Raw genomic sequence first — 23,009 nt, forward strand, 5'->3', positions numbered from 1 at the left:
TTCATTTTGCGTTCCAGAGCGCGCTCACGCCCGCCTCGCAGGCGGATACACGGACGCCCCAAAACAGCGACTGTAGAAGACTACCCCGCAGCCAGCTCAAACTCCAAACCACGGGGCACCTCGCTAACAGTGCGTTTTTCTAGGCCCCGGCGCGCCGACGCACGGCACGGCGTCGCCCACGTCCCTGCGCCTTCCGCACCGTCGGCACGTCCTCTGTCGGTTCGGCTGCCGGCGCCGTCGATACTGCCGGCTGAGTCCGTTGCGGCTGGGCCGACGCGCGCCGACGCACGGCACGGCGCCGCCCACGCCCGCTAACGCGGCGCACCTCTACCCCGCCGAGGATGTCGTCGCCGTCATCCGCGGCACTGCGGGTGTCCTCACTGTCGTGCGGCTGGCGTGCCTTCGAGTCGGCGTAGTCTTCCGGTCGCGGCCGGTGGTCGGAGCGGGAGTTTCCGCGCGTACGACGCTTACGGCGCGGGGATGCTTCGAAGGCCGCTACGGCCTCCTCGTAACTGGTGGAGTCGACTTCGGCAGTCTCCTCGCGGGAGGCTTCCGACGCCTTCTCGTTCGTCGACTCCGCTTCGCGACCCGCGGATCCCCGTCCGCGGCTACCACCGCGGCGACCGCGACGTCGGCCGGGCTTGCGCGGGGCTTCGTCGTCGACGAGGACTCCAGCCACCATATCGGCGAGTTCCTTTTCCTCGTCGACGTCCCGACGAGCGGGCTGCTCGACGGGTTCGGCCGCCGGCTTCTGCGGCGCCGGAGCGGGGCTCTTCGTCCGCTCCACCGAGTGACGCTTCTCCCGCGGGGTGTCTCCGAGGCGCTCGTCTACCGGATCTTCGTGCAGGATGAGCCCTCGGCCATCGCAGTGCTCGCACTCGGTGGCGAAGGTCTCTAGCAGGCCGGTGCCCAGCCGCTTGCGCGTCATCTGAACCAGCCCCAGCGACGTCACTTCGGACACCTGGTGCCGGGTACGGTCCCGGCCCAAGGCCTCCTTGAGGCGGCGCAGCACCAGGTCTCGGTTCTCGGGCAGGACCATGTCGATGAAGTCCACGACGATCATCCCGCCGAGGTCCCGTAGCCGCATCTGGCGGACGATCTCCTCCGCGGCTTCAAGATTGTTGCGGGTCACCGTCTCCTCGAGGTTGCCCCCGGATCCGGTGAACTTTCCGGTGTTGACGTCAATGACCACCATGGCCTCAGTGCGATCCACCACCAGGTGTCCACCGGAGGGCAGCCACACCTTACGGCTCAGCGCCTTCTGGATCTGCTCGTCGATGCGGTAATGCACGAACGCGTCGACGTCGCCGTGAGCGGCGCGGTCAAACTCCTCCAGGCGGTCCGCCAGGTCCGGGGCGACCGACTCCACGTAGGAGCGGACGGTGTTCCACGGGCGGCGGCCGTCGACCACGAGCGAGGTGAAGTCCTCGTTGAAGAGGTCCCGCACCACCTTGACGAGCATGTTCGGCTCTTCGTAGAGCGTGACCGGCTTGGCACCCTTGGAGCTCTTCTCCCGCTCGGCGCGGGCGGAAATGTCTTCCCACATCGAGTGCAGGCGATTGACGTCGGCGGCGATAGCCGGCTCCTCAACGTGCTCTGCCGCGGTACGGATGATGGCACCGCCCTGTCCCGGGATGACGCGCTCCAGGATCGCCTTGAGGCGCTTACGTTCCGGTGCGGGCAGCTTGCGGGAGATGCCCGCGCTGCGGCCGTTGGGCACGTACACCAGGTACCGGCCGGCCAGGGAGATTTGCGTGGTCAGGCGCGGACCCTTATGCCCCAGCGGATCCTTCGACACCTGAACCAGGACCTGGTCTCCAGAGCGCAGGACCTGCTCCACCCGGCGGCTCTTGCCCTGGGCGCCGAACGCGCGCCAGTCGATGTCCGGGGCGTAGAGCACGCCGTTGCGCCCGGTCCCGATATCGATGAATGCAGCCTCCATGCTGGCCAGAACGTTCTGCACCCGACCGAGGTAGATGTTGCCGATCATCGAGGCTTGCTTCTCCGTGGTGACGAAGTGCTCGACCAGCATGGAATCCTCAAGGACACCTACCTGGGTGATGGAGCCGGCACCGTCGTGGCGCGGCCGTTCCCGCACCACCATCGTCCGGGTGACCGATTCCCGGCGCGCGAGGAACTCGGCCTGGGAGACGATCGGCGCCCGCTTGCGCCCGGCCTCGCGCAGTTCGCTGCGGCGGCGACGCTGGGCCTCAATGCGGGTAGACCCCTTCAGAGCCACCGGCTCGGTGATCTCGGTGACGTCCTCGGCAGGCTCGGAAAGGTCGTCCGCCAACGGCTCTTCGATGACCACATCGGCATCCAGCGCGGTGGCGTCGGCGTCGTCGATAATGTCCCCGGATGGGTTTTCCGGCGAGGGTGCCGCTGCTGCCTTGTCGGCAGTGTCCTTCTCAACCGGGTCCTTCTCGGTGGAGCGACGCGCCCGGCGGCGGCCGCGGCGACGCGGGGACTGGAACTGGGGCGCGAGGGCGGCCGTGGCGTCTTCGACGCCTTCTTCGGCCTCGTCCGTGTCGCCGTCCTGGTCGCCGGCCTGGGAAGCGTCGTCCTGGTCAGCGTCGGCCGCGGCGACGGTGTCGCCTAGCTCGGTGTCTACCGAGGCAGAGGCAACGGCGTCGGTGACGTCGTCGGTGCTGGTGACATCGTCGATCTCGTCGGCTGCGGCATCTCGCTCTGCGATCTGCTCGCTGATCTCCGCTTCTACCTTCTTTTCGAGCTGATTGATCTCGTTCGCGACGTTCTTGCGGACCCGCTCCCGCAGCTTCTTATCCTCGGTATCCGGCCGTTCCTCGGCGGAAGGCTCACCATCGGTGGCGACGTCCGCAGCAGCGTCGGATCCTCGCTTTGCCGAGGAAGGCTTCCTCGACGACTTCTTGGCGGACTTCTTCGCCGCCTTCTTGCTGGTCTTCTTCGCCGCCTTCTTCTGCGTTTTCTTAGCCGGCTGCTCGGCCGTGGGTTCCTCGGCCGGGGCTTCCTCAGCCGAGGGTTCCTCGGCGGCTGCGTCCGCGGCCTCGTTCTTCTCGGCGTGTGCTGGCCGTTCACCTTGCGCAAGGCCGATGAGCTGGGCGATCTCCTCAGCCGACATGGACGACTGAGCCACCTTCTTCAATCCCAGCTCTTCGAGGGCGACCGTGATGGCCTTGGACTTCACCCCCAACTGCTTGGCCAGAACGTAGACCCGCACCGGGGAGTCAACGCCGTCGGGGTCAACCCCGCGGAGGGCCTCGGCGAGTACGGGATCAAGTGATACAGACGAGGCACGTGGGGCCACGGGTTCTCCTTAGAAGAGTCGGCAAACACCGTCGCCTCGTCGAGGAAAGAACCTTCCATGGGGGACCACCGGGCGCTGGTCGCCAGCCACCGCAGCGCTGCTTGTGCGCCGCCGCTGGCAACCGCCGCCGCGCGGAGGTCAACTCGTCACGCTCATCTCTTCACGATGACGTCGGTGATGTGTAGTTGTAAAACGTCTTAAGGCGGCACGGCCGAGCATCACGCAGGCCGGTCAGCCGTCGTGTTCATTGTGTCACACGAATCGTTCAACGCGCCTACAGCACGTCAAGATAGCAGGTCAGCGCCCGCGTCGCGGCGGGGTGCGGGTCCTCATTGCGCAGAATGGCGGCGACGGCGGCGCCGTTAATCATGAGGAACACGACGTCGGCCGACACGTTTGTGCGTCCGGCCTGAGTGAGCACGGCCCGCACGTCGGCTAGCGCTTCCTTAAGAACCTGGGACCACGCCTTGCGGAATTCCTCGGACTCGCGGGCGCAGTCCATGCCAATCTTGACCCAGCCGGCGAGCAGCGTAGCCGCCTCTGGGGCGCAGGTCTCCAGCAACAGTTCGATGAGCAGAGGGGTATCGCCCGGGATGATCTCGCGCAGTTTCCGCGCGTAGTCGGAGCGCCGCTGGGCGACGGTAGCGATAGCCTGGACCACCAGCTCGTCTCGGGAGTGGAAGTAGTAACCCACGGAGCCGACGGGAACGTTCGCACGCGCCGCCACTTGACGGTGGGTAACCCCTGGCAGGCCGTGGAGGAACATTAGGTCGATGGCGGCATCAAGGATTCCAGCCTTCTTTTCAACGCCTCGGCTCTGCTTAGACCGGCTCTTCATGGTCACTGCAGCACCTCCATCTCCTCGTAAACTGCACCAGGCTTCGCAACCCGATTTCCATTAGCCATATTGCATGTTCCGGCTAAGACACTACCTTCCACATGCACTAACACATAATTTCAACGCCATTAACCTGAGAGTCAGCTAAGGGCCCTATCCCCTAGCGAGGATAGGGCCCTGTGAACTGGCCTTTTAGAGGTTCGGGAACCAGATCGCGATCTCGCGATCAGCCGATTCTGGGGAGTCCGATCCGTGGACCACGTTGTGTGAAACCTCCAGCGCGAAATCGCCGCGAATCGTTCCCGGGGTGGCCTTCGCCACCGGGTCGGTGCCGCCGGCAAGCTGGCGCCACGCCTCGATCGCGCGAGGGCCTTCCACGACGCCGGCCACCAGCGGGCCCGACGTGATGAAGTCCACGAGTTCGCCGAAGAACGGCTTCTCCACGTGCTCTGCGTAGTGCTTCTCTGCGGTCTCGCGGTCGGCCACGCGCAGGTCCATCGCGACCAGGGTCAGGCCCTTGCGCTCGATGCGGGAGATGATCTCACCGATGTGGCCGTGGGCGACGCCATCCGGCTTGATGAGGATGAGGGTGCGTTGAGTTGTCATGCTGTCACGGTACCAAAGCAATAGGATTGAATCTCTGCCAAAAACCTCAACCCCACCGGGAAGGCAACGATGCCACACGACCGCCCACCTCAGACGGCCACCATCATTGACGTGGCCAGGTTGGCTGGCGTGTCAAAATCCACCGTGTCTCGGGTGATCCGCGACCAGGAAAAGGTCGCCCCCCTCACCCGCGAGAAGGTGCTGGCAGCAGCCCGGGAGCTGCATTACACCCCCGACCAGTGGGCCCGGCGGCTGCGCCAGGGCCCGGCACCCTCCATCGGGCTGGTGATTAGCACCGTCGACATCCCGATTTTTGCCAAGCTCAACCGCTACTTGCACGAAAAGCTCCGCGACCGGGGCTACCACGTCGTGCAAGAGATGGTGCTTGAGTACGACGAATCCCTCATCCGCTCGCAGATCGACAACGTCCAAGGCCTCCACGCCTCCGGGATCATCCTGGCCGTGGGATCCATGCCGGACGAGCTGTTGTTGACCTACTCCTCGCGGGTGCCGCTGCTTTACTTAGGCGCCCCTACACCGGAGCTACCCATCGAGAACATCGCCTGGGACTCGAAGTCCGATGGTCGCCTCATCGTCGATCACCTTTACGAGATGGGGCACCGGCATATCGTCATTCAAACGGAGCAGAAGAGTCACAGCCGCGGAACCTGGGCGCGGACGACGGCCGCCTACGTGCATTCGCAAACCCTAGGCATGACCGCGTCGCTCGTGGACGTCTTCGACATCGACGACGTCGACACCCACGTTCGTTCAGTGCTTCGCCAAGGGGCTACGGCCGTGGTGTGCGCCTACGATAGCTGGCTCTTCGAGACGTGGCGGGCGGCGAAGCGCTGCGGCCTGCGTGTGCCGGAGGATCTCTCGCTCGTCGGCTCTGATGGGGTGGCCGACGGGCTAGATCTCCTCGGCGCCACCACCGTTCGCCACCCGGTAGATCAGCTGGCCACGCTGGCCGCTAACCGTATCGTCGAGTTGGTCGAAAACCCCGACCTTCGGCGCGGCCCGGCCCAACAGCTCTACCTGCCGGGCGAGCTCCTGGAAGGCAGCGTCCGCCGGCTGCCTCCCGCTACGCCCTGAAGTGCAGAATCGGCGCGAAGGACAGCATGTCGTTGAAGGCGCAGAACGCCACCGGCTCCAATTCGGTGGCGCCCGCCTGCCTCACCCACTGCGAATAGCGCTGCTCCAGCAGCTCGGACTGTTCCCGCGACTCCTGCGTCATCCGGGTCAGCCGGTATCCCAGCGAAGTATGAAAGCGATACTCCCCTAGCACCGGAGCCGGAAAACCGAACGCTGCCGCGACCTCGGTACGAAACCGGTGCAACTCGGCGGCGTCGGCCGCCGTCGCCGGTACCTGCTCAATCGTCAGCGACTGGTGCAGCGGGTACACCCCCTTCGGGATCATCGTGACGTGCTGCGGCGCACGGATGTCGGCCACGACCAGGCGTTGACGCAACTGCTGCACCGTCTCCGTGAAGGGTTGATCGACGTCGATACCTTCCGGCCACAGCTCGCGTTGATTGAGGTAGCTGGGATCCTTTAGCCCCGGGAAGACGGTCATGTGCATACTCGACAGGGGCAAGAGCCCGAAGTCCGGGGCGCAGCCCTCGGCGTGAATGTCGTCAAGGATACGGCCGCAGACCTCGTACAGCGGACTATCGGCGACGAGGTAGCTAATGAGCGTCGAACCGCGATGGCGCAGCGCCCGGCCACGAGTGTCGAACTTCTCCCAGGTGAACGGGTTATTTACCCAGCGTGTCGGGGTGTTATTAGTGGTCATGGGTTAGGCACCAGCCCGTTCGATGTAGGAAGCGACGGATTGATCGGCGGACACCTGTGCGGCGTCCAGCGCGCGAGCGGCATCGGCGCCGTTGGCGATATCGGTCATGGCGGTTTGGTAGCTGTTCCGGGCGTCATTGAGGGCGCCGGACTTGCATCCGGCGGTGACCGTGGACACCGGGGTGGTGGCCAACTGATCGAGCAGGGCCTGCTGTTGCGGGGTCACGTCGGTCAGCCCCGCGAGAGCCGACCGGGTAGTGGGCAGATAGCCGGTCTCGGTGAAGATCTTCTGCTGGGCGGCGTCGGAGCCGATGAACTTCATAAACTCCCACGCAGCCTGCTGGACCTCCTCAGAGTGGCCTTCCTTGATTGCCCACAGGGAATTGCCACCCGGAACCGCGCCGGCAGAGTCTGTTGAGCGCGGCAGCGGAAGAATAGACCAATCGAACCCCAAATCGGCACCCGCCAGGTTGCCGTATCCCCCGGAGGAGTTCATTTGCATGGCGGCCTCCTCGGCCTGGAACGCGCCGGTGGCCGCGGCGCTGTCCGTGCCCGGGTTGTGCAGGGCACCGGAGGCGAACATGGCGCCGAACTGCTGCCACGTGTCCACGAGGGCGTCGTTGGTGAGGTTAAAGGAGCGAGCTTGCTCCGCGGTGGTGCCGTTTTCCGGGGTGCAGTGAAGCTCTCCGAGCATGGCGTTGGATTGCTCGACGTACCAGCCGGAATGGTGGAAAGTCAGACCGGCTTTCCCGGTCTTGTCCTTGATGGTCGTGGCGGCGTCGATGAGGCCTTGCACGGTACCCAGGCTGTCTTTGTTCACTCCGGCCTCGGCGAGGAGGTCGTTGTTGACATACAACGCCGGCTGAGACACCATCGCCGGCATTGAGTACACCTTGTCCTCAAAGGAGTAGTAGTTCTTGACCAGGGGAAGCAGCTGCTCGAAATCGTAGCTGCCGTCTTTTTCCGCTAGCTCGTAGGCGGGCACCGCGATGCCGGAATCGTGCAGGTAGGCGGTTTGCACATCGGAGGCCTGCAGGATGGCTGGGAGATCGCCCGTTTGGACGGAGGCGATGAACTTCGAGATCGCGTCGCCGTAGTTGCCCTGGTAGGAGGCGGTGACCTCGATCTGTCCCTCGTGGGATTTGTTGAACTCGTCGACGAGCCCCTGGAGGGTTTCTCCAGCCGCGCCGGAGGAGGAGTGCCAGAAGTTGACGACGATCTCACCGTCGGCATTGGTTTCCGTGCCGCCGTCGTTTCCGCAGGCGACGAGACCGGTGGCGCTGATGCCGACAGCGGCGATGAGGGCGGCGATTCTTGAGGTAGTGCAGGGAGAAGACATTACTTAACAGCTCCATCTGTAAGTCCTCGGGTCAGGTACTTTTGCCCGAAGATGACGAGAAGAATGGTGGGGATGACGGCCAGGATGAGGCCCGCGAGGACCAGGCCTTGGTCGACGGCGGCCTCATCGGCCAGCGCCTTAATGCCCGGCTGGATGGTGCGAACTGAGGGCGTTTCGGTGATGAGCAACGGCCACATGTAGCCGTTCCAGGCGGCGATGGCCGAGGTGACCAGTGCGGTCATGCACACCGACCGGTTGAGTGGGATGAGGAAGGTGAACAGGAAGCGTAGAGGTCCGACGCCTTCCAGCCGTACCGCTTCCCAGATTTCCTTCGGGAACTGGGAGAAGGCCTGGTAGAAGAGGAAGACGGTGAAGCTCGACGCCAGGTAGGGCAAGAAGATGCCGACCACCGAGTCGTAGAAGCCGAGGTCGCGCACGGTGAGATAGTTACCGATGATGGCCACCTCGGAAGGGATCATCATGGGGATGAGGAAGATAATCAACCACTTGCGCGCACCGCGGACGCGGCCGAATACTAAGGCGTAGGCGGCCAGGACAGCGGTGAGGAATTGTCCCGCAGTCTGGCAGATGGTGACGATCACCGAGTTGATGAGCTGGTTGCCGATATTCGACTGCTTCCACGCCGTCGGATAGTTGGCCAACACGAGGTCGCCGAAGAAGAGGGTGTGGACGCCGCCTTGAATGTCGGCCGTGGATCGGAACGATCCCACGAGCGCGTAAACGACGGGAAAAACGATGAAGATGGCTGCGATGGTCAACCACACATAGAGGATGACGGTGGTCACCGGTGAGCGAAATTGCGTATTCATGGGTGAGATGTCCTTTTACTGCCGCTTCGACAACCGGAACTGCACGAGGGTGAGCACCAGGATCATGATGAACAGCACCATGCCGCGCGCGGACGCCGCCGCGAAGTTCGCGGTTCCGCCGCCGAACGCCAGGTCGTAGATGTCGAGCACCAATGTTCGGGTGGCGTTTCCCGGCCCGCCGGCGGTAAGAACCTGAAACACTGTGAATTCCCGCATAGCCTGCATCGACTGCGTTACTGCTAGCACCAGCAACATGGGGGCGATCCCCGGGATGATGATGTGGCGCACGTAGCGCCCGCCGGTGCATCCGTCGAGGTTGGCGGCCTCGACGACGTCGTGGGAAATGCCATCAATGGCCACGAGCATGAGCAGGATGACAAACGAGATGCCAATCCACACGTCCACGATGATGACGGAGATCAGCGCGATCCGCGGGCTCGTCAACCAGCCCACGTCGCCGAAGCCAAGGCCTCGCGCAACCTGGTCGAATAGCCCCACCGCCGGGGCGTACATCGAGCGGTAGACGAGGGTGCCGACGGCCGTGGAGACCGCCATGGGGACCAGCACCACCGCCCGCATCCAGGCGGTTCCTCGCAGCCGGTAGGACAACGGGAGCGCCACCGCGAGGCCAACCGCCAGCTTGAGGGTGACGGTCACGGCCGTGAAGATGAGGGTTCGCGACAGCGTCGCCAGGAAGTTCGGGTCCGCGAGCATGTCCAGATAATTGTCCACCCCGGCAAAGCCCGACGGCCGGCCGAAGAGATCGACCGAGGTAAAGGACAGATACAGCGCGCGCAGGAAGGGGAAGAACTCAAAGACGCAAAAAAGAAGGAGCGTCGGAAAAAGGAACAGATAGGCCCACGGGGCTGTCTTCTCCCGAGGTGGTTTCATGGCTGCTGCGACACTCATGCGACGATCCGCTCCGTGGTGGACGCGTCGAAGATATGAAGCGTGGTGCGGTCGACGCGGATATGGATGTGGTCGCCAGCCTGGACGTTCGCGACGGACGGGACGCGAACGACGAAGTCCCCCAACCCCGCAAGGCCCTCAATAGAAAGATGAAGGAACTTATCGGAACCGAAGTTCTCGAGAAACTCCACGTGTGCTGCCGTGTCGGCGTCTGCTTCGCCAACGAGCTCGAAGCTCTCCGGGCGCATCCCGACGATGACGTTGTCCGTGGTGGGCGCCTCCGTCAACGGCGGGCACGGCAAGACGATGTGCCCGATATGGATCTCGTTTCCGACGGCAGTGCCGGTGACCATGTTCATCGCCGGCGAGCCGATGAAGGACGCCACGAACGTGTTGGCCGGGTGGTGATAGAGCTCCTCGGGGCTGCCGACCTGCTGCATGTTCCCGCCTTCCAACACCGCGATGCGATCGGCCATGGTCATAGCCTCGGTCTGGTCGTGAGTGACGTAGAGCATGGTGGTGCCCAACCGGCGCTGCAGCTGGCTGATTTCCGAGCGGGTGCTCACGCGCAGCTTCGCGTCCAGGTTGGATAGTGGCTCATCCATGAGGAAGACGCGCGGATCGCGAACGATGGCCCGGCCCATGGCGACGCGTTGGCGCTGACCGCCGGATAGCGCCTTGGGCAGGCGGTCAAGGTAGGCGTCGAGGTCTAGGAGACGCGAGGCCTCGGCCACGCGTCGTTGCTGCTCTGCCTTGGGGACCTTCTGCATCTTCAGTGCGAAGGCCATGTTCTCGGCCACCGTCATGTGCGGGTACAGGGCGTAGGACTGAAAGACCATGGCCACGTCGCGCTTGGCGGGCTCAAGTTCGCTCGCTTTGTCATCGCCGATGTAGATCTCGCCGCCGGTGAGGCGTTCGAGGCCGGCGACCATGCGCAGCGTGGTGGACTTTCCCGATCCGGAAGGACCAACGACGGCGATGAACTCTCCGTCGCGAACCTCCAAGTCCATCTCGTTAATGGTCGGGCGCGGGTTACCCGGGTAATGCAGTGATGCCTTGTCGAAGATGATTCGTGCCATGAGTTTCTGCTTTCGTCGTGCCGGACGCGTTAGCGTCCGGTCGTGTTCTCCAGGGGCATGCCCGCCTCAATGAGGACGCGACGGGCGTCGTCGGCACCGGTCCATAGGTGCGCGGACCATCCGTGGGCATGGGCGGCGTCGACATTGACCTGCCGGTCGTCGAAGAAGTGCACGCGCCGACGTTGCTCCTCGTTCACCTTCAGGTCGGCGTCGACGATCGAATAGATGACGTCGGCGGGCTTCATGACTCCCACCTCGGAGGAGAAAACGGCGGTGGCCATGGGCTGACACCAGTCGCGCTGGCGCGCTGCCTGAGCCATCCGCCGAGGGGCGTTGCTGAGGATAGCCAGGCGGATACCAGCCGCCGCGAGATCGTCGAGCAGCGCCCGGGGTTCTGCGGTGATCGTGGTGTTAGCGTCGGCGTCCTGCGCCGCCGTGGCCGCGACGAGCTCCCGAATGCGGTCACCGGGACTGGTGTCGATGCCGGCGGCGGCGAAGACCGGCAGCCAGAACCGCTCGTCGAGGCAGCCCAGGTCGTAGCGGTTGCGGCCGGCCCAATAGGCCTGTGCGAAAGGTTCCCGGTTCAGGGAACCGGTTCGTTGTTCAACAAAGTCCTCAAGACGACGCATCCTGGTTCCCTCCGGAACCAAGACCCCGCCAATGTCAAAGACCACGGTGTGCGTCATTGAATCCTCCTTCCATCTTGTTTGGGAACGTTCCCATCCAACGCTTTCACTGAAACAGAGATCCCTTACTTGGAGGTAACCTGTCAGTAAATTCCCACCCAACTCCCCGGAAAGGTTTCCCCAACTACCCCCGCCCAGATGCGTGCGAGCCGAAATCCCTTCCCGGAGTCACGACAATCCCTAAGATAAGTGATATGTCCGCAACACCGGTTGAAATCATCACCGCACGCGAGGTGCCGCTCGGCGGTCCCCGTGCAATGACCGTCTACCGAACCCTGCCGCAACGTCAACGCTCCATGATCGGCGCCTGGTGCTTCGTCGATCACTACGGACCCGACGACGTCTCCACGACCGGCGGCATGGACGTCGCACCGCATCCGCACACCGGCCTACAAACGGTCAGCTGGCTCTTCGACGGTGCAATAACGCACCACGACTCTGGCGACAACCATGCCGTCGTCCTACCCGGCGAGGTCAACCTCATGACTGCCGGAGCCGGAATCTGCCACTCGGAAGTATCCACCCAGGCCACCACCTCCCTGCACGGAGTGCAGCTATGGACCGCCTTGCCGGATCACGCACGCCACGGTCAGCGACGTTTCGATCACTTCCGCCCCACCCCGCACCTCTTCGACGGTGGCCAGGCCCTCGTGTTCATCGGCGAACTCCTGGGGGAACGCTCCCCGATCCCCACCTTCACCCCGTTGGTAGGCGCTGAGATCCGCCTCGACGCCGGGGCCGCCCTCACCATCGATGTCGATCCCACCTTCGAGCATGGGGTCCTCGTCGATACTGGTTCGATCGAGCTCTGCGGAACCGTCGTCGCGCCGCGCGAACTCGGCTACACCGGAATTGGCGAAACGCACCTACAACTGCGTAACACCGGCGATCATCCCGCCCTCCTGCTTCTCATCGGCGGTGAGCCCTTCGGCGAGGAGATCGTCATGTGGTGGAACTTCCTGGGACGAAGCCACGAGGAAATCGCTCAGTTCCGCGAGGATTGGCAGCAGCACTCCGATCGCTTCGGTGTCACCCACGGATACATCGGGCACGACCCGGAGGGCTTGCCCCGCCTCCCTGCGCCGCGCTTTCCCATCACGCGCATCAAAGCTCGGAAGAATCCCGCGCCGCACGCTCGTCCGGAGGTTCGCATCGAATCCTAGGTCCGTCACCGCCGGGAAGGCGCGAATTCACCGACCCTTAACCCACAGGTTTTCTTGACGTAGCCACAATCTTGCCTTCGCCATCTAAGGTGCCGGGTGACCTCAGCCGCGTGCGTGCCGCCGCGACGGTGGCGCGCCCCACATGGAAAGTAGCACCGTCGATGACGTCGAGCACTCCCTCGCGAAAGAAACTCCTCACCGCCGTCCTGGCCCTCGGCTTGATCGGCAGCACCTGCCCGCCGGCCTTCGCGATGGGTGGCGCCCCGGCCCCAGGTCCGGCACCTGCCGCCAACATTCCTGTCATGCCCGACGCCCCCGCTACTCCAGAAGCGGCCACCACCATCACCGTCGGCATCGGCGCCAGCGAGTCCCAAGCCAACTTCAACTGGACGACGCAGGACACCAACCCCTCCTACCTGCAGATCGCCCCGACTACGCAGGGCCTCGACAGCGACGCCACCTTCACGGTCCCCAGCCGCAGCGCCTACGTCCTCGTCGTCCCCGCCGGGAACTACGCGCACACCGCCGAAGTCGGCGGGCTGGCAGAGAACACCGACTACGTCTACCGAGTAGGCAGCGACGCCTCCGGCTGGTCCACGCCGGAAACCTTCACCACCGGCACCTATGGCGACGAATGGAACTTCATCGCCTTCGGCGATCCCCAGATCGGCGCCTCGGGCGATGCACGGGCCGACGGCGCCGGTTGGCGGCAGACGCTGGACACCGCGCTGGCCCAGGCTCCGGACGCGTCCTTCATCCTCTCCCTTGGAGATCAGGTGAACTACCCGGACTTCTACGTGGAGTTTGAAGAGTTCTTCTCCCCTGAGCAGCTCGATAACCACCGGCTGGCTGTCCTTAATGGCAATCACGAGGTCCTGGGGCTGTCTGGCGCACACGCCCGGATGTTCAACGAGCCCAATACGGCCGCGGATAGTCTGACGGATTCGCATCACTACTTCTTCGAGTACAACAACGCACTCTTCGTAGTGCTCGACACGAACTTTGACTCCGACGCGGACATCGCGACCCAGAAAGCGTTCCTCCGCAACACCATCGCCGAGTACGGTCAGGACAAGGACTGGCGGATCGTCAGCTACCACCACTCCACGTTCTCTCAGGCGTACCACCAGACCGACAACGTCGTACAGCGTTACCGCGAGGAGATGACCGAAGAGCTCAGCGCCAACGGCGTCGACCTGGTCCTCAGCGGGCACGACCACATTCACACCCGGTCTCATCTCATGGAGGGCTCCACACCCATCGAGCCGGACACGGAAACCCGGCCGGGAGATGTCCTCTACCCGAAGCCTGGACAAGTCCTTTATTACACCGCCAATTCCGCCAGTGGCTCGAAGTTCTACCCCATGGCAGTGGCCGAGGGCTCGGACTACGTTGAACACGAGGACATCACCACCATGGAACAGTCCGACGCCTCCGGCCTGACCGCCGAGTCCACCGCGTACTGGGTCCAGGATGAGACCCCGGACTACACCACCATCGACGTCACCGAAGACGAGCTGACGATTGTCACCCGCAATACGCAGGACAATTCCCTCGTCGACCACGTCACGCTTCGCAAGGCAGACCCCGCTTCCTACCCGGACAGCGAGGCAGCCGAGTCCGGTGAAGTGACCAAGGACTCCGAAAGCTAGAGGGCGTCGAGGATCCGCCGGGCGTCCTCCGCGCTGGCGTAGCGGTGCCACATCTGGATCTGGCGCAGCGCAAGGCCGTAGTCGCCCTCCGCCTTCATCCGGCGGAGGGTATCTTGTTGTTGCTCAGTGATGGTCACCTCAGCGGTGCGCACGGTGCGTGCCTTCAACCAGGCCGCCCCGAGGAAGCACAGTGCCGCCCCGACCAGTGCCATCACGGAGATGGCCGACGGGGCGCCGAGGAAGGTGGCACCGATAGCGACGACGCTCAGCGCCAGCGAGGCAGCCCAGGCCAGCCACCGCACGGCTACTCGACCCCGAGGTGCTGGGTGGTGAGCAGCCCTCGGCTCATCCGCTGCAAAAGGTTGCGCCGCAGCACCAGGACGTACCACCAGACAATGGCGAAGACAACCATGGTGGCGCTGAGGGACCAGTGCACGAACAGGCCGCCGACGATGCCCACTACCTGCACTCCCAGCGCTGCGGGCAGGGCCCACGGGAACCGCTGGACGAAGGCCAGCAGAATGTGTACGGCACCGAGGGCGGTGATAAACCCCCAGTTGAACGGCGTCCAATAGGCGCCGCCGTTGACCTTAAGCACCACGGTGAGGGCCAAAAAGATCGTGATGGCCTCCAGGATGAGCACGCCAGCCATCACTCCCCGGAGCCCCTTCATCGGGTCCTTGACCGGTGCCCGCCCGGGCCCGAGCGGGCCCACCTCGGCTGGTGTCTGCTGGGTCATCGCCTACTCCTCCTGGTTATTATTCCGCCCGCTCGCCCGGCCGCGGGCAGACTAACTGCCTCATCTTAAGCCACACCCGGCGCCGCTACACCCCGTCACCACCCCATGATGGAAACCACCTGCGCCACGATCTCCGCGGCGACGTTGCATCCCGTGGCCTCCTCCAGGCCTACGAACTGGGCGTTGGAGTTAACCTCCAGGACCACTGCCCGATCACCGTCGATGAGCAGGTCAATCCCGGCAACGTCGAGGCCTAGGCCCCGGGCGGCGGCGACGGCGAGGCGTGCCTGCTCGGCGGTGGGGGTGAATGCTTCAGCCCGGCCGCCGGCCGACACATTAGCCGCCAGCTGGCCGACGGGAGCATGACGCTGCATCGCGGCCACCACCCGCCTGCCAACCACGAACAGTCGGTAATCATCGGAGCCACCCGGGTGCCAGGCCTGGATTAATACGTCTCGATCCTCGGCGGCGACGAGGGCAGCCAGCAGCTCATCGCGGCTATCAACGCGGAGGATCCCCTTGCCCCACGAGCTCCGCGTGGGCTTGACCACCAGCGGGTATCCGAGCTCCTCGGCGGCAGCCAGTGTGTGCGAGGCACCCCACTCACTCGCGTCGAGCGGACGGAAGCGCAGCGGCACGATGACGCTTCTCGGCTGCGCAATCCCTAGCGCCCGCAATGCCAGGTAGGTGGCAGCCTTGTCATCGCAGACTCGAATCGCATCGACGGGATTGAGCACGCGCACACCCCGGGATTCCAGCAGAGAGAGCACGAGGACGTCCTTGTCGTAAGCCAGCGCGACGTCGGGCAGCTCGTCCTGAGCCAGGCTGTCGAGGTGGGCCGCCACCCAGTCACTGCTCGTCACCGACGCCGCGATGCCCACGGTCGCGGCCTCCTCAATGAGGCGGTGGAATTGCACGTCGAACGTGGACCACTCCAACCACGCGTTGCGCACGATCCACACTCGGCGCGAAGCTGCGACCATCGCTAGCGCACCAGCAGCGCTCTCGCCTGGCCGGCGGTGACCACCGAGCCGGTGATGATGATGCCGGCACCGGATTGAATCTCCGCGTCCTCGGCCAGCTCCACCGCGAGAGCGTAGGCGCTGGGCAGGGAATCGACGACGTGCACTCGCTCCTCGCCGAAGATCTCCCGGGCCTGGTCGGCGAGGTCGTAGGCATCCAGTGCCCGTGGACTCACCGGCTGAGTGCACACGACCTCCGCCAGGTGAGGTTCCAGCTCGGTGAGGATGCCGGCGGCGTCCTTGTCTGCCAGCACCCCCACCACGCCGACGAGGCGGGAAAACTCGAAATCCCGGTCAAGCGCGGCCGCCAGCGCCGACGCCCCGTGGCGATTGTGCGCGGCGTCGACGAAAGTGGACGGCGTGGTGCGTACGCGTTCCAGGCGACCCGGCGTCGTCACCGCCGCGAAGCCTTCCCGAACCCGAGCAATGTCCAGCGGCCGGCCCGAGCCGGCGCCGAAAAAGGCTTCCACGGCGGCCAGCGCCACCGCCGCGTTGTGCGCCTGGTGTTCGCCGGCCAGCGGCAAGAAGAGGTCCTCGTACACTCCGCCCAGGCCTTGCAACGTGAGCATCTGCCCGCCGACGGCCACCGTCGAACTCAGCACCGCAAACTCGCTGTCCATCCGCGCCACAGCGGCGTCCACCTCGATGGCGCGTTCGGCGAGCACTCGCAGCGCCTCGGGTTCCTGCCGGCCGATGATGGCCACGTTATCGGGCGGGGTGAGCAGGTCGGACGCATCCCAGCGGGAGGTGATGATGCCGGCCTTGTGGGAAGCGATCTCGGTCAGGGTTTCGCCTAGAAAGCCCTGGTGGTCCAGGCCGATGGGCGTGATGACCGCGACGTCGCCGTCGACGACGTTCGTCGCATCCCAGGTTCCACCCATCCCGGTTTCCACCACCGCCACGTCGACGGGGGCATCCGCGAAGGCCGACAAGGCCACACCCACCAGGACCTCGTAGCGAGACATCGGCGCCTGCCCGCGCGCAGCGAAGGCGTGGTCCACCATGTCCACTAGCGGGGCGATCTCGTCGTGCTGCGCAGCGAATTCGCCGGGGTGAATCTCGGCGCCGTCGATGGCGATGCACTCGGTGATTCGCTGCAAATGCGGCGAGGTGAATAACCCGGTGCGCCGGTGGAAGGCTTGCAGCAGGGAGTCAATCATCCGCGCGGTGGACGTCTTGCCATTGGTGCCCGCAATGTGAATCGCCGGGTAGCTGTGCTGCGGGTCGCCAAGCAGGTCGACGAGCATGGCGATGCGGTCCAACGAGGGGTTGGGGTCCGTTTCCAAGGCACGTGCCGCCAGCTGGGCTTCGACGCGGGCCAGCTCACGCTCATCCGCCTCGGTCACGTCACGGCTGAGGGTGTCCGGGTTCTCCACATGGGACTCGCCGAGGTTGAGGGTCAACCCCTCCTGCCCGACGACGACGCGGCCGAACTCCGTATCCGCGTCGGCGAAAAGCTCCACTTCGGCGTCGTCCGACTCCTCGCGGGCTACGGCCTCGGCGGCTTCTTCTACGGCGTCGGTGGCGTTCTTCTCGGCGTCGACCAGCTCGCCGAGCCGCTTGAGCAGATCATCCGGCTCGGCCACTTACTTCAGCCCCTCCAGTCGCGCGGTGACGCGCTCGAACTCTTCCTGGGCCACCTGCTGGCGCGCGCGGATCTTAGCTACCACGGCCTCCGGCGCCTTGGCGAGGAAGTTGTCGTTACCCAGCTTCTTCGCCGTGGTGTCCAGCTCCTTCTGCGCGGCGGCGAGTTCCTTCTCCAGCCGCTTGCGCTCGGCGGCCTTGTCGACGGTGCCGGAGGTATCCAGCCCCACCTCGATGGTGGCCTGGGACAAACGGATCTCGATGGACGCGGACTCGACGAAACCTTCGCCCGGCGCGTCAACCCGCGCGACCGAGCGGATCGCGCCTTCCTGTTCGCTGAGGTCCGCGGCCGCGAAATCGATGGCGGCCGGCACCTTCTGCGAGGGGCGAACACCCTGGTCGGCACGGAAGCGTCGCAGTTCGGTGATGAGCTTGATGGCATCGTCGATGCGACGGGCAGCCACCTCGTCGACGTCGGCGCCGCCGTTGGTGTCGGCGCTCGTCGGCCACGGCGCCAGGGTGACGGTCTCCTCACCGGTGAGCGTGGTCCACAGCACCTCGGTGACAAAGGGCATCGTCGGGTGCAGCAAACGCAGCACGACGTCGAGCACGCGCCCGAGCACCACCTGGGTGGTGCGGCCGCGGTCGAGGTCCTCCTCGGAGGCCGCCGCGGCGTCGCGCGGGATCTGGTTCTTGGAAATCTCCAGGTACCAGTCGCAGAACTCGTTCCAGGTGAATTGGTAGAGAGCCTCGTTCGCCTTGGCAAATTGGTAGTCGTCCAAGAAGGCGTCCACGCTGGCCCGCGTCGTTTCCAGTCGGTCGAGGATCCACCGGTCCGCGTCCGTCAGTTCCGCTCGCGGCGGCAGCTCCCCAACGACGGCGCCATTCATGAGGGCAAACTTCGTGGCGTTGAACAGCTTAGTGGCGAAGTTGCGGGCGCTGGCCGCATTGTCCTCACCAATCGGCAGGTCGATGCCCGGGTTTGCGCCGCGGGCCAGGGCGAAGCGCAGCGCGTCGGCGCCGTACTCCTTGACCCACTTCATCGGGTCGATGCCATTGCCCAAGGACTTGGACATCTTACGGCCCTTTTCGTCTCGGACGAGGCCGTGCAGGTAGAGGTGGGTGAACGGGATCTGCGGGCGCCCGTCGACGCCCGTGCCAAGCAGTTCAGGGGTTTCGGTGCCGGCGAAGGTGGCGAACATCATCATCCTGGCCACCCAGAAGAAGATGATGTCATAGGCGGTGATGAGCACGCTAGTGGGGTAGAACGCCGAGAGGTCCTCGGTGGCCTCCGGCCAGCCCATCGTGGAGAACGGCCACAGCGCTGAGCTGAACCACGTGTCGAGCACGTCCGGGTCCTGCTCGTAGCCGGCGGGCGGTTCATCGTCGGGGCCGCAACAGACGATCTCACCATTGGGGCCGTACCAGATGGGGATGCGGTGGCCCCACCACAGCTGCCGCGAGATCGTCCAATCGTGCATGTCATCGACCCAGTCGAAGTAGCGAGGCTCCAGCGCCTTCGGGAAGATGGTCGTATCCCCTTCCCGAACGGCGTCGCCGGACATCTTCGCCAGCTGGTCGACCTTGACAAACCACTGCAGGCTCAGGCGCGGCTCGATGGCCTCGCCCGAACGCTCCGAATGGCCGACAGAGTGCACGTAGGGGCGGATTTCCTTCTCGATGCGCCCCTGTTCCCGCAGCGCCTCGCAGATCTCCGTCCGGGCCTCCTCGCGGGTGAGCCCGTCAAAACGCGTGCCAGTGTCGGCAATGCGGCCGGTCTCATCCATGATGATCGGCATGTCCAGGTTGTGCCGCAGGCCCATCTGGTAGTCGTTCGGATCGTGCGCCGGGGTGATCTTCACGGCGCCGGTTCCGAACTCCATGTCCACGTAGTCATCGGCGATGACCTTAAGCGTGAGGTCGTCGCGGAACGGGTGAGGCAGGGTCTGGCCAACGAGGTGCGCGTAACGCTCGTCGTCCGGGTGAACGGCGACGGCCACGTCACCCAGCATCGTCTCGATGCGGGTGGTGGCGACCACCACGTGTGGTTCGTCGTCGTTGAGTGAACCGTAGCGGAAACTGACCAGCTCGCCTTCGTCGTCCTTGTAGATGACCTCCTGATCGGAGATGGCGGTTTCCAACACCGGGGACCAGTTGACCAGTCGGTAGTCGCGGTAGATCAACCCGGCGTCGAAGAGCATCTTGAAGATGGTCTGCACAGCGCGGGCCAGATTCTCGTCGAGCGTGAAGCGTTCGCGAGACCAGTCGACGGAGTCGCCGATGGCCCGCATCTGGGTGGTGATGGTGCCGCCGTAGTTGCGCTTCCACTCCCAGACCTTCTCGATGAACTCCTCCCGGGAGTAGTCCCATCGCCGCTTGCCTTCGGTCTCCTTGAGCATCGCCTCCACCTTGGTTTGGGTGGCGATGCCGGCGTGGTCCATGCCCGGCAGCCAGAGAGTTTCAAAGCCCTGCATCCGCTTGCGGCGGACGATGGCGTCGCTGAGCGTGTGGTCCAGCGCATGACCCATGTGAAGCTGACCGGTGACGTTTGGCGGCGGCAGGACGATGGAGAATTTCGGTTTCTCACTCGTGGCATCGGCACGGAAGTAGCCGCGCTCGTTCCACTGCTCGTACAGCCTGGCCTCGTGCTCGGCCGGGTCCCACGTCTTGGGGAGCTCGTCGGCACGGCGGGTACCCAGGAATTCGCTCGCTTCAGTCATGGCAGGAATTATAGCCCGCCACCGCGACGCGAACGCCGGGGCCTAACCGACGACCAGACCGGTCTCCGGCAGCTCGATGCTCACCCGCGCGATGCCGTCCGCGTTGATGCGGATCTTCTCCACCACCTCGGGGCCGTGATCCCGCCGTTCCACGACGATCGAGCTGAGGTCCGGCCGAGCGGATAGCCCAGCTTCGAAAGGAACGATGACTTCCTTCAGCAGGGCCATATCGCCCGGCTCGCCGTTCTCGTTGAGTTCCGTGTACTCCACGAAGCGGAACACGCCCACGTTGTGCGCGGCACGGTAACGCCTGGTGACGCGGATGATGCCGTCGTCGTCGGGCTGAGTATCCAAGCCCACCAGCGGGTCGAAGGTCACGCCCTCGCCGGCATCGCGCTCACGGAACACTCCGATGCCGCGTGCCGTACGGTCCACCAGGTTGAAGTCCGTGCTGGGGTCGGCGGCGATGGCCAAGCCCACCGCGGTGGACGCTCCGGGGATGGGCGAACGGTGGACCCGGCGTGCGTAGCGCTCACGAAGCATCCGCGGGACGACGGGCAGGGCGCTCGACCCACCCACCAGGTAAATCCCGGCGATGTCCGTGTCCGTTAGGGAATCTTCGTAGCCGATCAGCTGCGCCATCGAATCGATGGTCCGCGCGATGAGAGGGCGAATCTCGTCGTAGAAATCGTTCACGTCGATGAACGTCACATCGCCGCCGAGGTCCAGCACGAGCCGCTTAGATTGTGGCTTGAGCTGCTCCTTGGCCGAGCGGGCCTCGTCGAGCAGCTTCGAGCGCATCCGGTAGCCGAAGGCGTCGCCCTCCCGGTCTGCTGCCTTCAGTGCCATGGTGAGCAGGATCTCGTCGAAATCGTCACCACCGAGGCGGGAGATGCCGCGTGCCGATACGACGGTGTGGGCGGTTCCATCAATGTGAACCAGCGACGTGTCGAAGGTGCCGCCGCCGAGGTCGTAGACCAGGATGGAGGACCGCTTCGAATTGAGGGTGCGTGGGTGCCGGTGGGTGTATTCAAACGCCGCCGCGCTCGGCTCGTTGACCATCGCCAACACGCCGATCCCGGCCCGCATGAACGCGTCCAACGTCAACAACCGCTGCGCACTGGAGGCGTTGGCGGGAACGCCAAGCACCGCCTGAATGGTGGAGGTATCGCCTATCTCCTCCTGGTAACGCCGAATCTGCCGGGCGACTTCGTCGGCGTACGCGCTCAGCACCTCGTAGAGGGGCCGGCTGTACTCCCCCATTCGCACCGGAGTGCGGCCGTTGACCGAGGGATCGGCCAGCAGCCGCTTGAAGGATCGTGCCAGGGTGGCGCCGTCGCCGGTGAGTGCCTCCCAGCCCGCGGTGATCTCGTCGTCGCGCAAGGCCACCGCGCTGGGTAGGTAGTCGTGGGAATCCCCCCACGCGTCGCGCATGGCGATGACGGGGTAGTTACCCCGATCAGCAACCGCCACGACGGTCCTCGTTGTTCCGAAATCAATGCCTACCCGCATGGCCGAGACACTCCCCTTCTGCCCTAGTCGACGTCAACCGGTGTTAAAGCACTACCTTAACCGAGCAGGTGTGCAACGGCGGCACGCTCGTCCCGCAGTTCCTTCACCGTGGCTTCGAGGCGCTGCTTCTGGAAGTCGTTGAGCTCAAGGCCCAGGACGATCTCGTAGCCGCCGTCCTTCCACACCGTCGGCACGCCACAGACGAGGCCTTCGTCGATGCCGTAGGAGCCGTCGGAGGGCACCGCACCGGTTGCCCAGCCGCGGGAGCCCTGGACCCAGTCGTGCATGTGGTCGATGGCGGCGGAGGCCGCAGAGGCGGCGGAGGACTTACCGCGCACCTCAATGATCTCGGCGCCACGCTTGGCAACCCGCGGGATGAACTCGTCGGTGTACCAGGACTGCTCGTACTTGCCCTCGATGCTCTCGCCGCCGACGGTGACGTAGCTGAGGTCCGGGAACTGGGAGGCGGAGTGGTTGCCCCACACGACCATGTTCTCGATGTCGGTGGTGTCGCAGCCGAGCTTGCCGGCCAGCTGGCTCAGGGCACGGTTGTGATCCAGGCGCATCATGCCGTGGAAGCGCTCCGCCGGAACGTCCTTGGCGGCGTTGGCGGCGATGAGGGCGTTGGTGTTGGCCGGGTTGCCCACCACGAGGACGCGAATGTCGTCAGCGGCGTGATCGTTGATGGCGGCACCCTGCGGGCCGAAGATCTTGCCGTTCTCGGCGAGCAGGTCCGCCCGCTCCATGCCCTTGCCGCGCGGCTTCGCGCCCACGAGGAAGGCGGCGTTGGCGCCGTCGAAGGCCTCGGTGGCCTGGTCGGTGACGGTGATTTCCTTGACGAGCGGGAAGGCGGAGTCCAGCAGCTCCATCGCGACGCCTTCGGCGGCGGTCGCGGCAACGGGGATCTCCAGCAGACGGAGGGAGACGGGGGTATCGTGGCCAAACACGTCGCCAGCCGCGATGCGCCACAGCAGAGAGTAGGCGATGTTGCCAGCCGCGCCGGTGACGGTGACGCGGACGGGGCTCGTGGAAACAGACATTCGTACCTCTTCCTAGAAGACGGATCGGATACTCCCATCATAGGCTCCTATCGGGTGATGACGCGCCCCGTTCTTCGGTCAAAGTCGGGCACGCTCCCACGTGCAGCCCTAAAATCACCCCCAAATTAATGTGATAGGGTTGCCATTCATCAGGGATTCCTGAAAGTACTCCCCAGCACGGTGCATCTTGATGCACGATAGGCAGTAGCC

19 protein-coding genes are annotated in these 23,009 nt (G+C 64.8%); 3 read left to right on the forward strand and 16 right to left on the reverse strand.

The features are described from left to right. Positions 1-139: 139 nt before the first annotated feature. The 3 genes from CUTER_RS08095 to ndk all read right to left on the reverse strand — a co-directional run bounded on the left by CUTER_RS08095 (position 140) and on the right by ndk (position 4,730). Positions 140-3,286 carry an Rne/Rng family ribonuclease gene (locus CUTER_RS08095; protein WP_047260007.1) on the reverse strand — a complete coding sequence of 1,049 codons (3,147 nt, stop codon included), beginning with the start codon at positions 3,284-3,286 and terminating at the stop codon, positions 140-142. Positions 3,287-3,560: 274 nt separating this feature from the next. Next, complete coding sequence (locus tag CUTER_RS11095) at positions 3,561-4,124, reverse strand: TetR/AcrR family transcriptional regulator (RefSeq protein WP_144412290.1); 564 nt, start codon at positions 4,122-4,124, stop codon at positions 3,561-3,563. Between the two features lie 192 nt (positions 4,125-4,316). Further along, on the reverse strand, positions 4,317-4,730 hold the full coding sequence (gene ndk, locus CUTER_RS08105; RefSeq protein ID WP_047260008.1) for a nucleoside-diphosphate kinase: 414 nt from the start codon (positions 4,728-4,730) through the stop codon (positions 4,317-4,319). Between the two features lie 69 nt (positions 4,731-4,799). Between ndk and CUTER_RS11100 the strand changes: the two genes are divergently transcribed. Further along, positions 4,800-5,825 (forward strand): LacI family DNA-binding transcriptional regulator, encoded by a 1,026-nt coding sequence (locus tag CUTER_RS11100; RefSeq protein WP_052844085.1) that lies wholly within the window; start codon positions 4,800-4,802, stop codon positions 5,823-5,825. Here CUTER_RS11100 and CUTER_RS08115 read toward each other — a convergent pair. From CUTER_RS08115 to CUTER_RS08140, 6 genes are read right to left on the reverse strand one after another with little or no spacing between them, the layout of a single operon-like run. After that, complete coding sequence (locus CUTER_RS08115; protein WP_047260009.1) at positions 5,815-6,525, reverse strand: DUF1868 domain-containing protein; 711 nt, start codon at positions 6,523-6,525, stop codon at positions 5,815-5,817. The genes CUTER_RS11100 and CUTER_RS08115 overlap by 11 nt on opposite strands. A 3-nt stretch (positions 6,526-6,528) precedes the next feature. After that, a complete protein-coding gene (locus CUTER_RS08120; RefSeq protein ID WP_047260010.1) occupies positions 6,529-7,863 on the reverse strand; it encodes an extracellular solute-binding protein in 1,335 nt (444 codons plus the stop codon). Next, positions 7,863-8,693, reverse strand: a complete 831-nt coding sequence (locus CUTER_RS08125; RefSeq protein ID WP_047260011.1) for a carbohydrate ABC transporter permease — start codon at positions 8,691-8,693, stop codon at positions 7,863-7,865. The genes CUTER_RS08120 and CUTER_RS08125 overlap by 1 nt, the downstream gene beginning before the upstream one ends. 15 nt (positions 8,694-8,708) lie before the next feature. After that, positions 8,709-9,602, reverse strand: a complete 894-nt coding sequence (locus CUTER_RS08130; RefSeq protein WP_047260012.1) for a carbohydrate ABC transporter permease — start codon at positions 9,600-9,602, stop codon at positions 8,709-8,711. After that, complete coding sequence (locus CUTER_RS08135; protein ID WP_047260013.1) at positions 9,599-10,681, reverse strand: ABC transporter ATP-binding protein; 1,083 nt, start codon at positions 10,679-10,681, stop codon at positions 9,599-9,601. Before CUTER_RS08135 ends, CUTER_RS08130 begins: the two co-directional genes overlap by 4 nt. A 29-nt stretch (positions 10,682-10,710) precedes the next feature. Further along, complete coding sequence (locus CUTER_RS08140) at positions 10,711-11,367, reverse strand: HAD family hydrolase (RefSeq protein ID WP_052844086.1); 657 nt, start codon at positions 11,365-11,367, stop codon at positions 10,711-10,713. A 194-nt stretch (positions 11,368-11,561) separates the two neighbouring features. Here CUTER_RS08140 and CUTER_RS08145 point away from each other — a divergent pair, with 194 nt between their 5' ends. Then, positions 11,562-12,530 (forward strand): pirin family protein, encoded by a 969-nt coding sequence (locus tag CUTER_RS08145; protein ID WP_052844087.1) that lies wholly within the window; start codon positions 11,562-11,564, stop codon positions 12,528-12,530. A 161-nt stretch (positions 12,531-12,691) separates the two neighbouring features. Then, positions 12,692-14,182, forward strand: coding sequence for a fibronectin type III domain-containing protein (locus CUTER_RS08150; protein ID WP_052844088.1), 1,491 nt, complete (start codon positions 12,692-12,694; stop codon positions 14,180-14,182). Here CUTER_RS08150 and CUTER_RS08155 read toward each other — a convergent pair. The 7 genes from CUTER_RS08155 to CUTER_RS08185 all read right to left on the reverse strand — a co-directional run bounded on the left by CUTER_RS08155 (position 14,179) and on the right by CUTER_RS08185 (position 22,799). Then, entirely contained in the window at positions 14,179-14,484 is a 306-nt protein-coding gene (locus CUTER_RS08155) for a hypothetical protein (protein WP_047260015.1), read from the reverse strand. The genes CUTER_RS08150 and CUTER_RS08155 overlap by 4 nt on opposite strands. A 2-nt stretch (positions 14,485-14,486) precedes the next feature. After that, the gene (locus CUTER_RS08160) at positions 14,487-14,921 is read right to left on the reverse strand and encodes a DUF4233 domain-containing protein (RefSeq protein WP_047260016.1); all 435 of its coding nucleotides are present in this window, start codon (positions 14,919-14,921) and stop codon (positions 14,487-14,489) included. A 95-nt stretch (positions 14,922-15,016) separates the two neighbouring features. Further along, positions 15,017-15,904: an ATP-grasp domain-containing protein gene (locus CUTER_RS08165; RefSeq protein WP_052844089.1), complete on the reverse strand. Its 888-nt coding sequence runs from the start codon at positions 15,902-15,904 to the stop codon at positions 15,017-15,019. Positions 15,905-15,906: 2 nt separating this feature from the next. Further along, entirely contained in the window at positions 15,907-17,406 is a 1,500-nt protein-coding gene (locus CUTER_RS08170; protein ID WP_047260715.1) for a bifunctional folylpolyglutamate synthase/dihydrofolate synthase, read from the reverse strand. Positions 17,407-17,529: 123 nt separating this feature from the next. Further along, complete coding sequence (locus tag CUTER_RS08175; protein ID WP_047260017.1) at positions 17,530-20,247, reverse strand: valine--tRNA ligase; 2,718 nt, start codon at positions 20,245-20,247, stop codon at positions 17,530-17,532. 42 nt (positions 20,248-20,289) lie between these two features. Then, complete coding sequence (locus CUTER_RS08180; protein ID WP_047260018.1) at positions 20,290-21,759, reverse strand: Hsp70 family protein; 1,470 nt, start codon at positions 21,757-21,759, stop codon at positions 20,290-20,292. Between the two features lie 56 nt (positions 21,760-21,815). Next, complete coding sequence (locus tag CUTER_RS08185) at positions 21,816-22,799, reverse strand: malate dehydrogenase (RefSeq protein ID WP_047260019.1); 984 nt, start codon at positions 22,797-22,799, stop codon at positions 21,816-21,818. Positions 22,800-23,009: the final 210 nt, after the last annotated feature.

Source organism: Corynebacterium uterequi (assembly GCF_001021065.1).
Classification (GTDB): Bacteria; Actinomycetota; Actinomycetes; order Mycobacteriales; family Mycobacteriaceae; genus Corynebacterium; species Corynebacterium uterequi.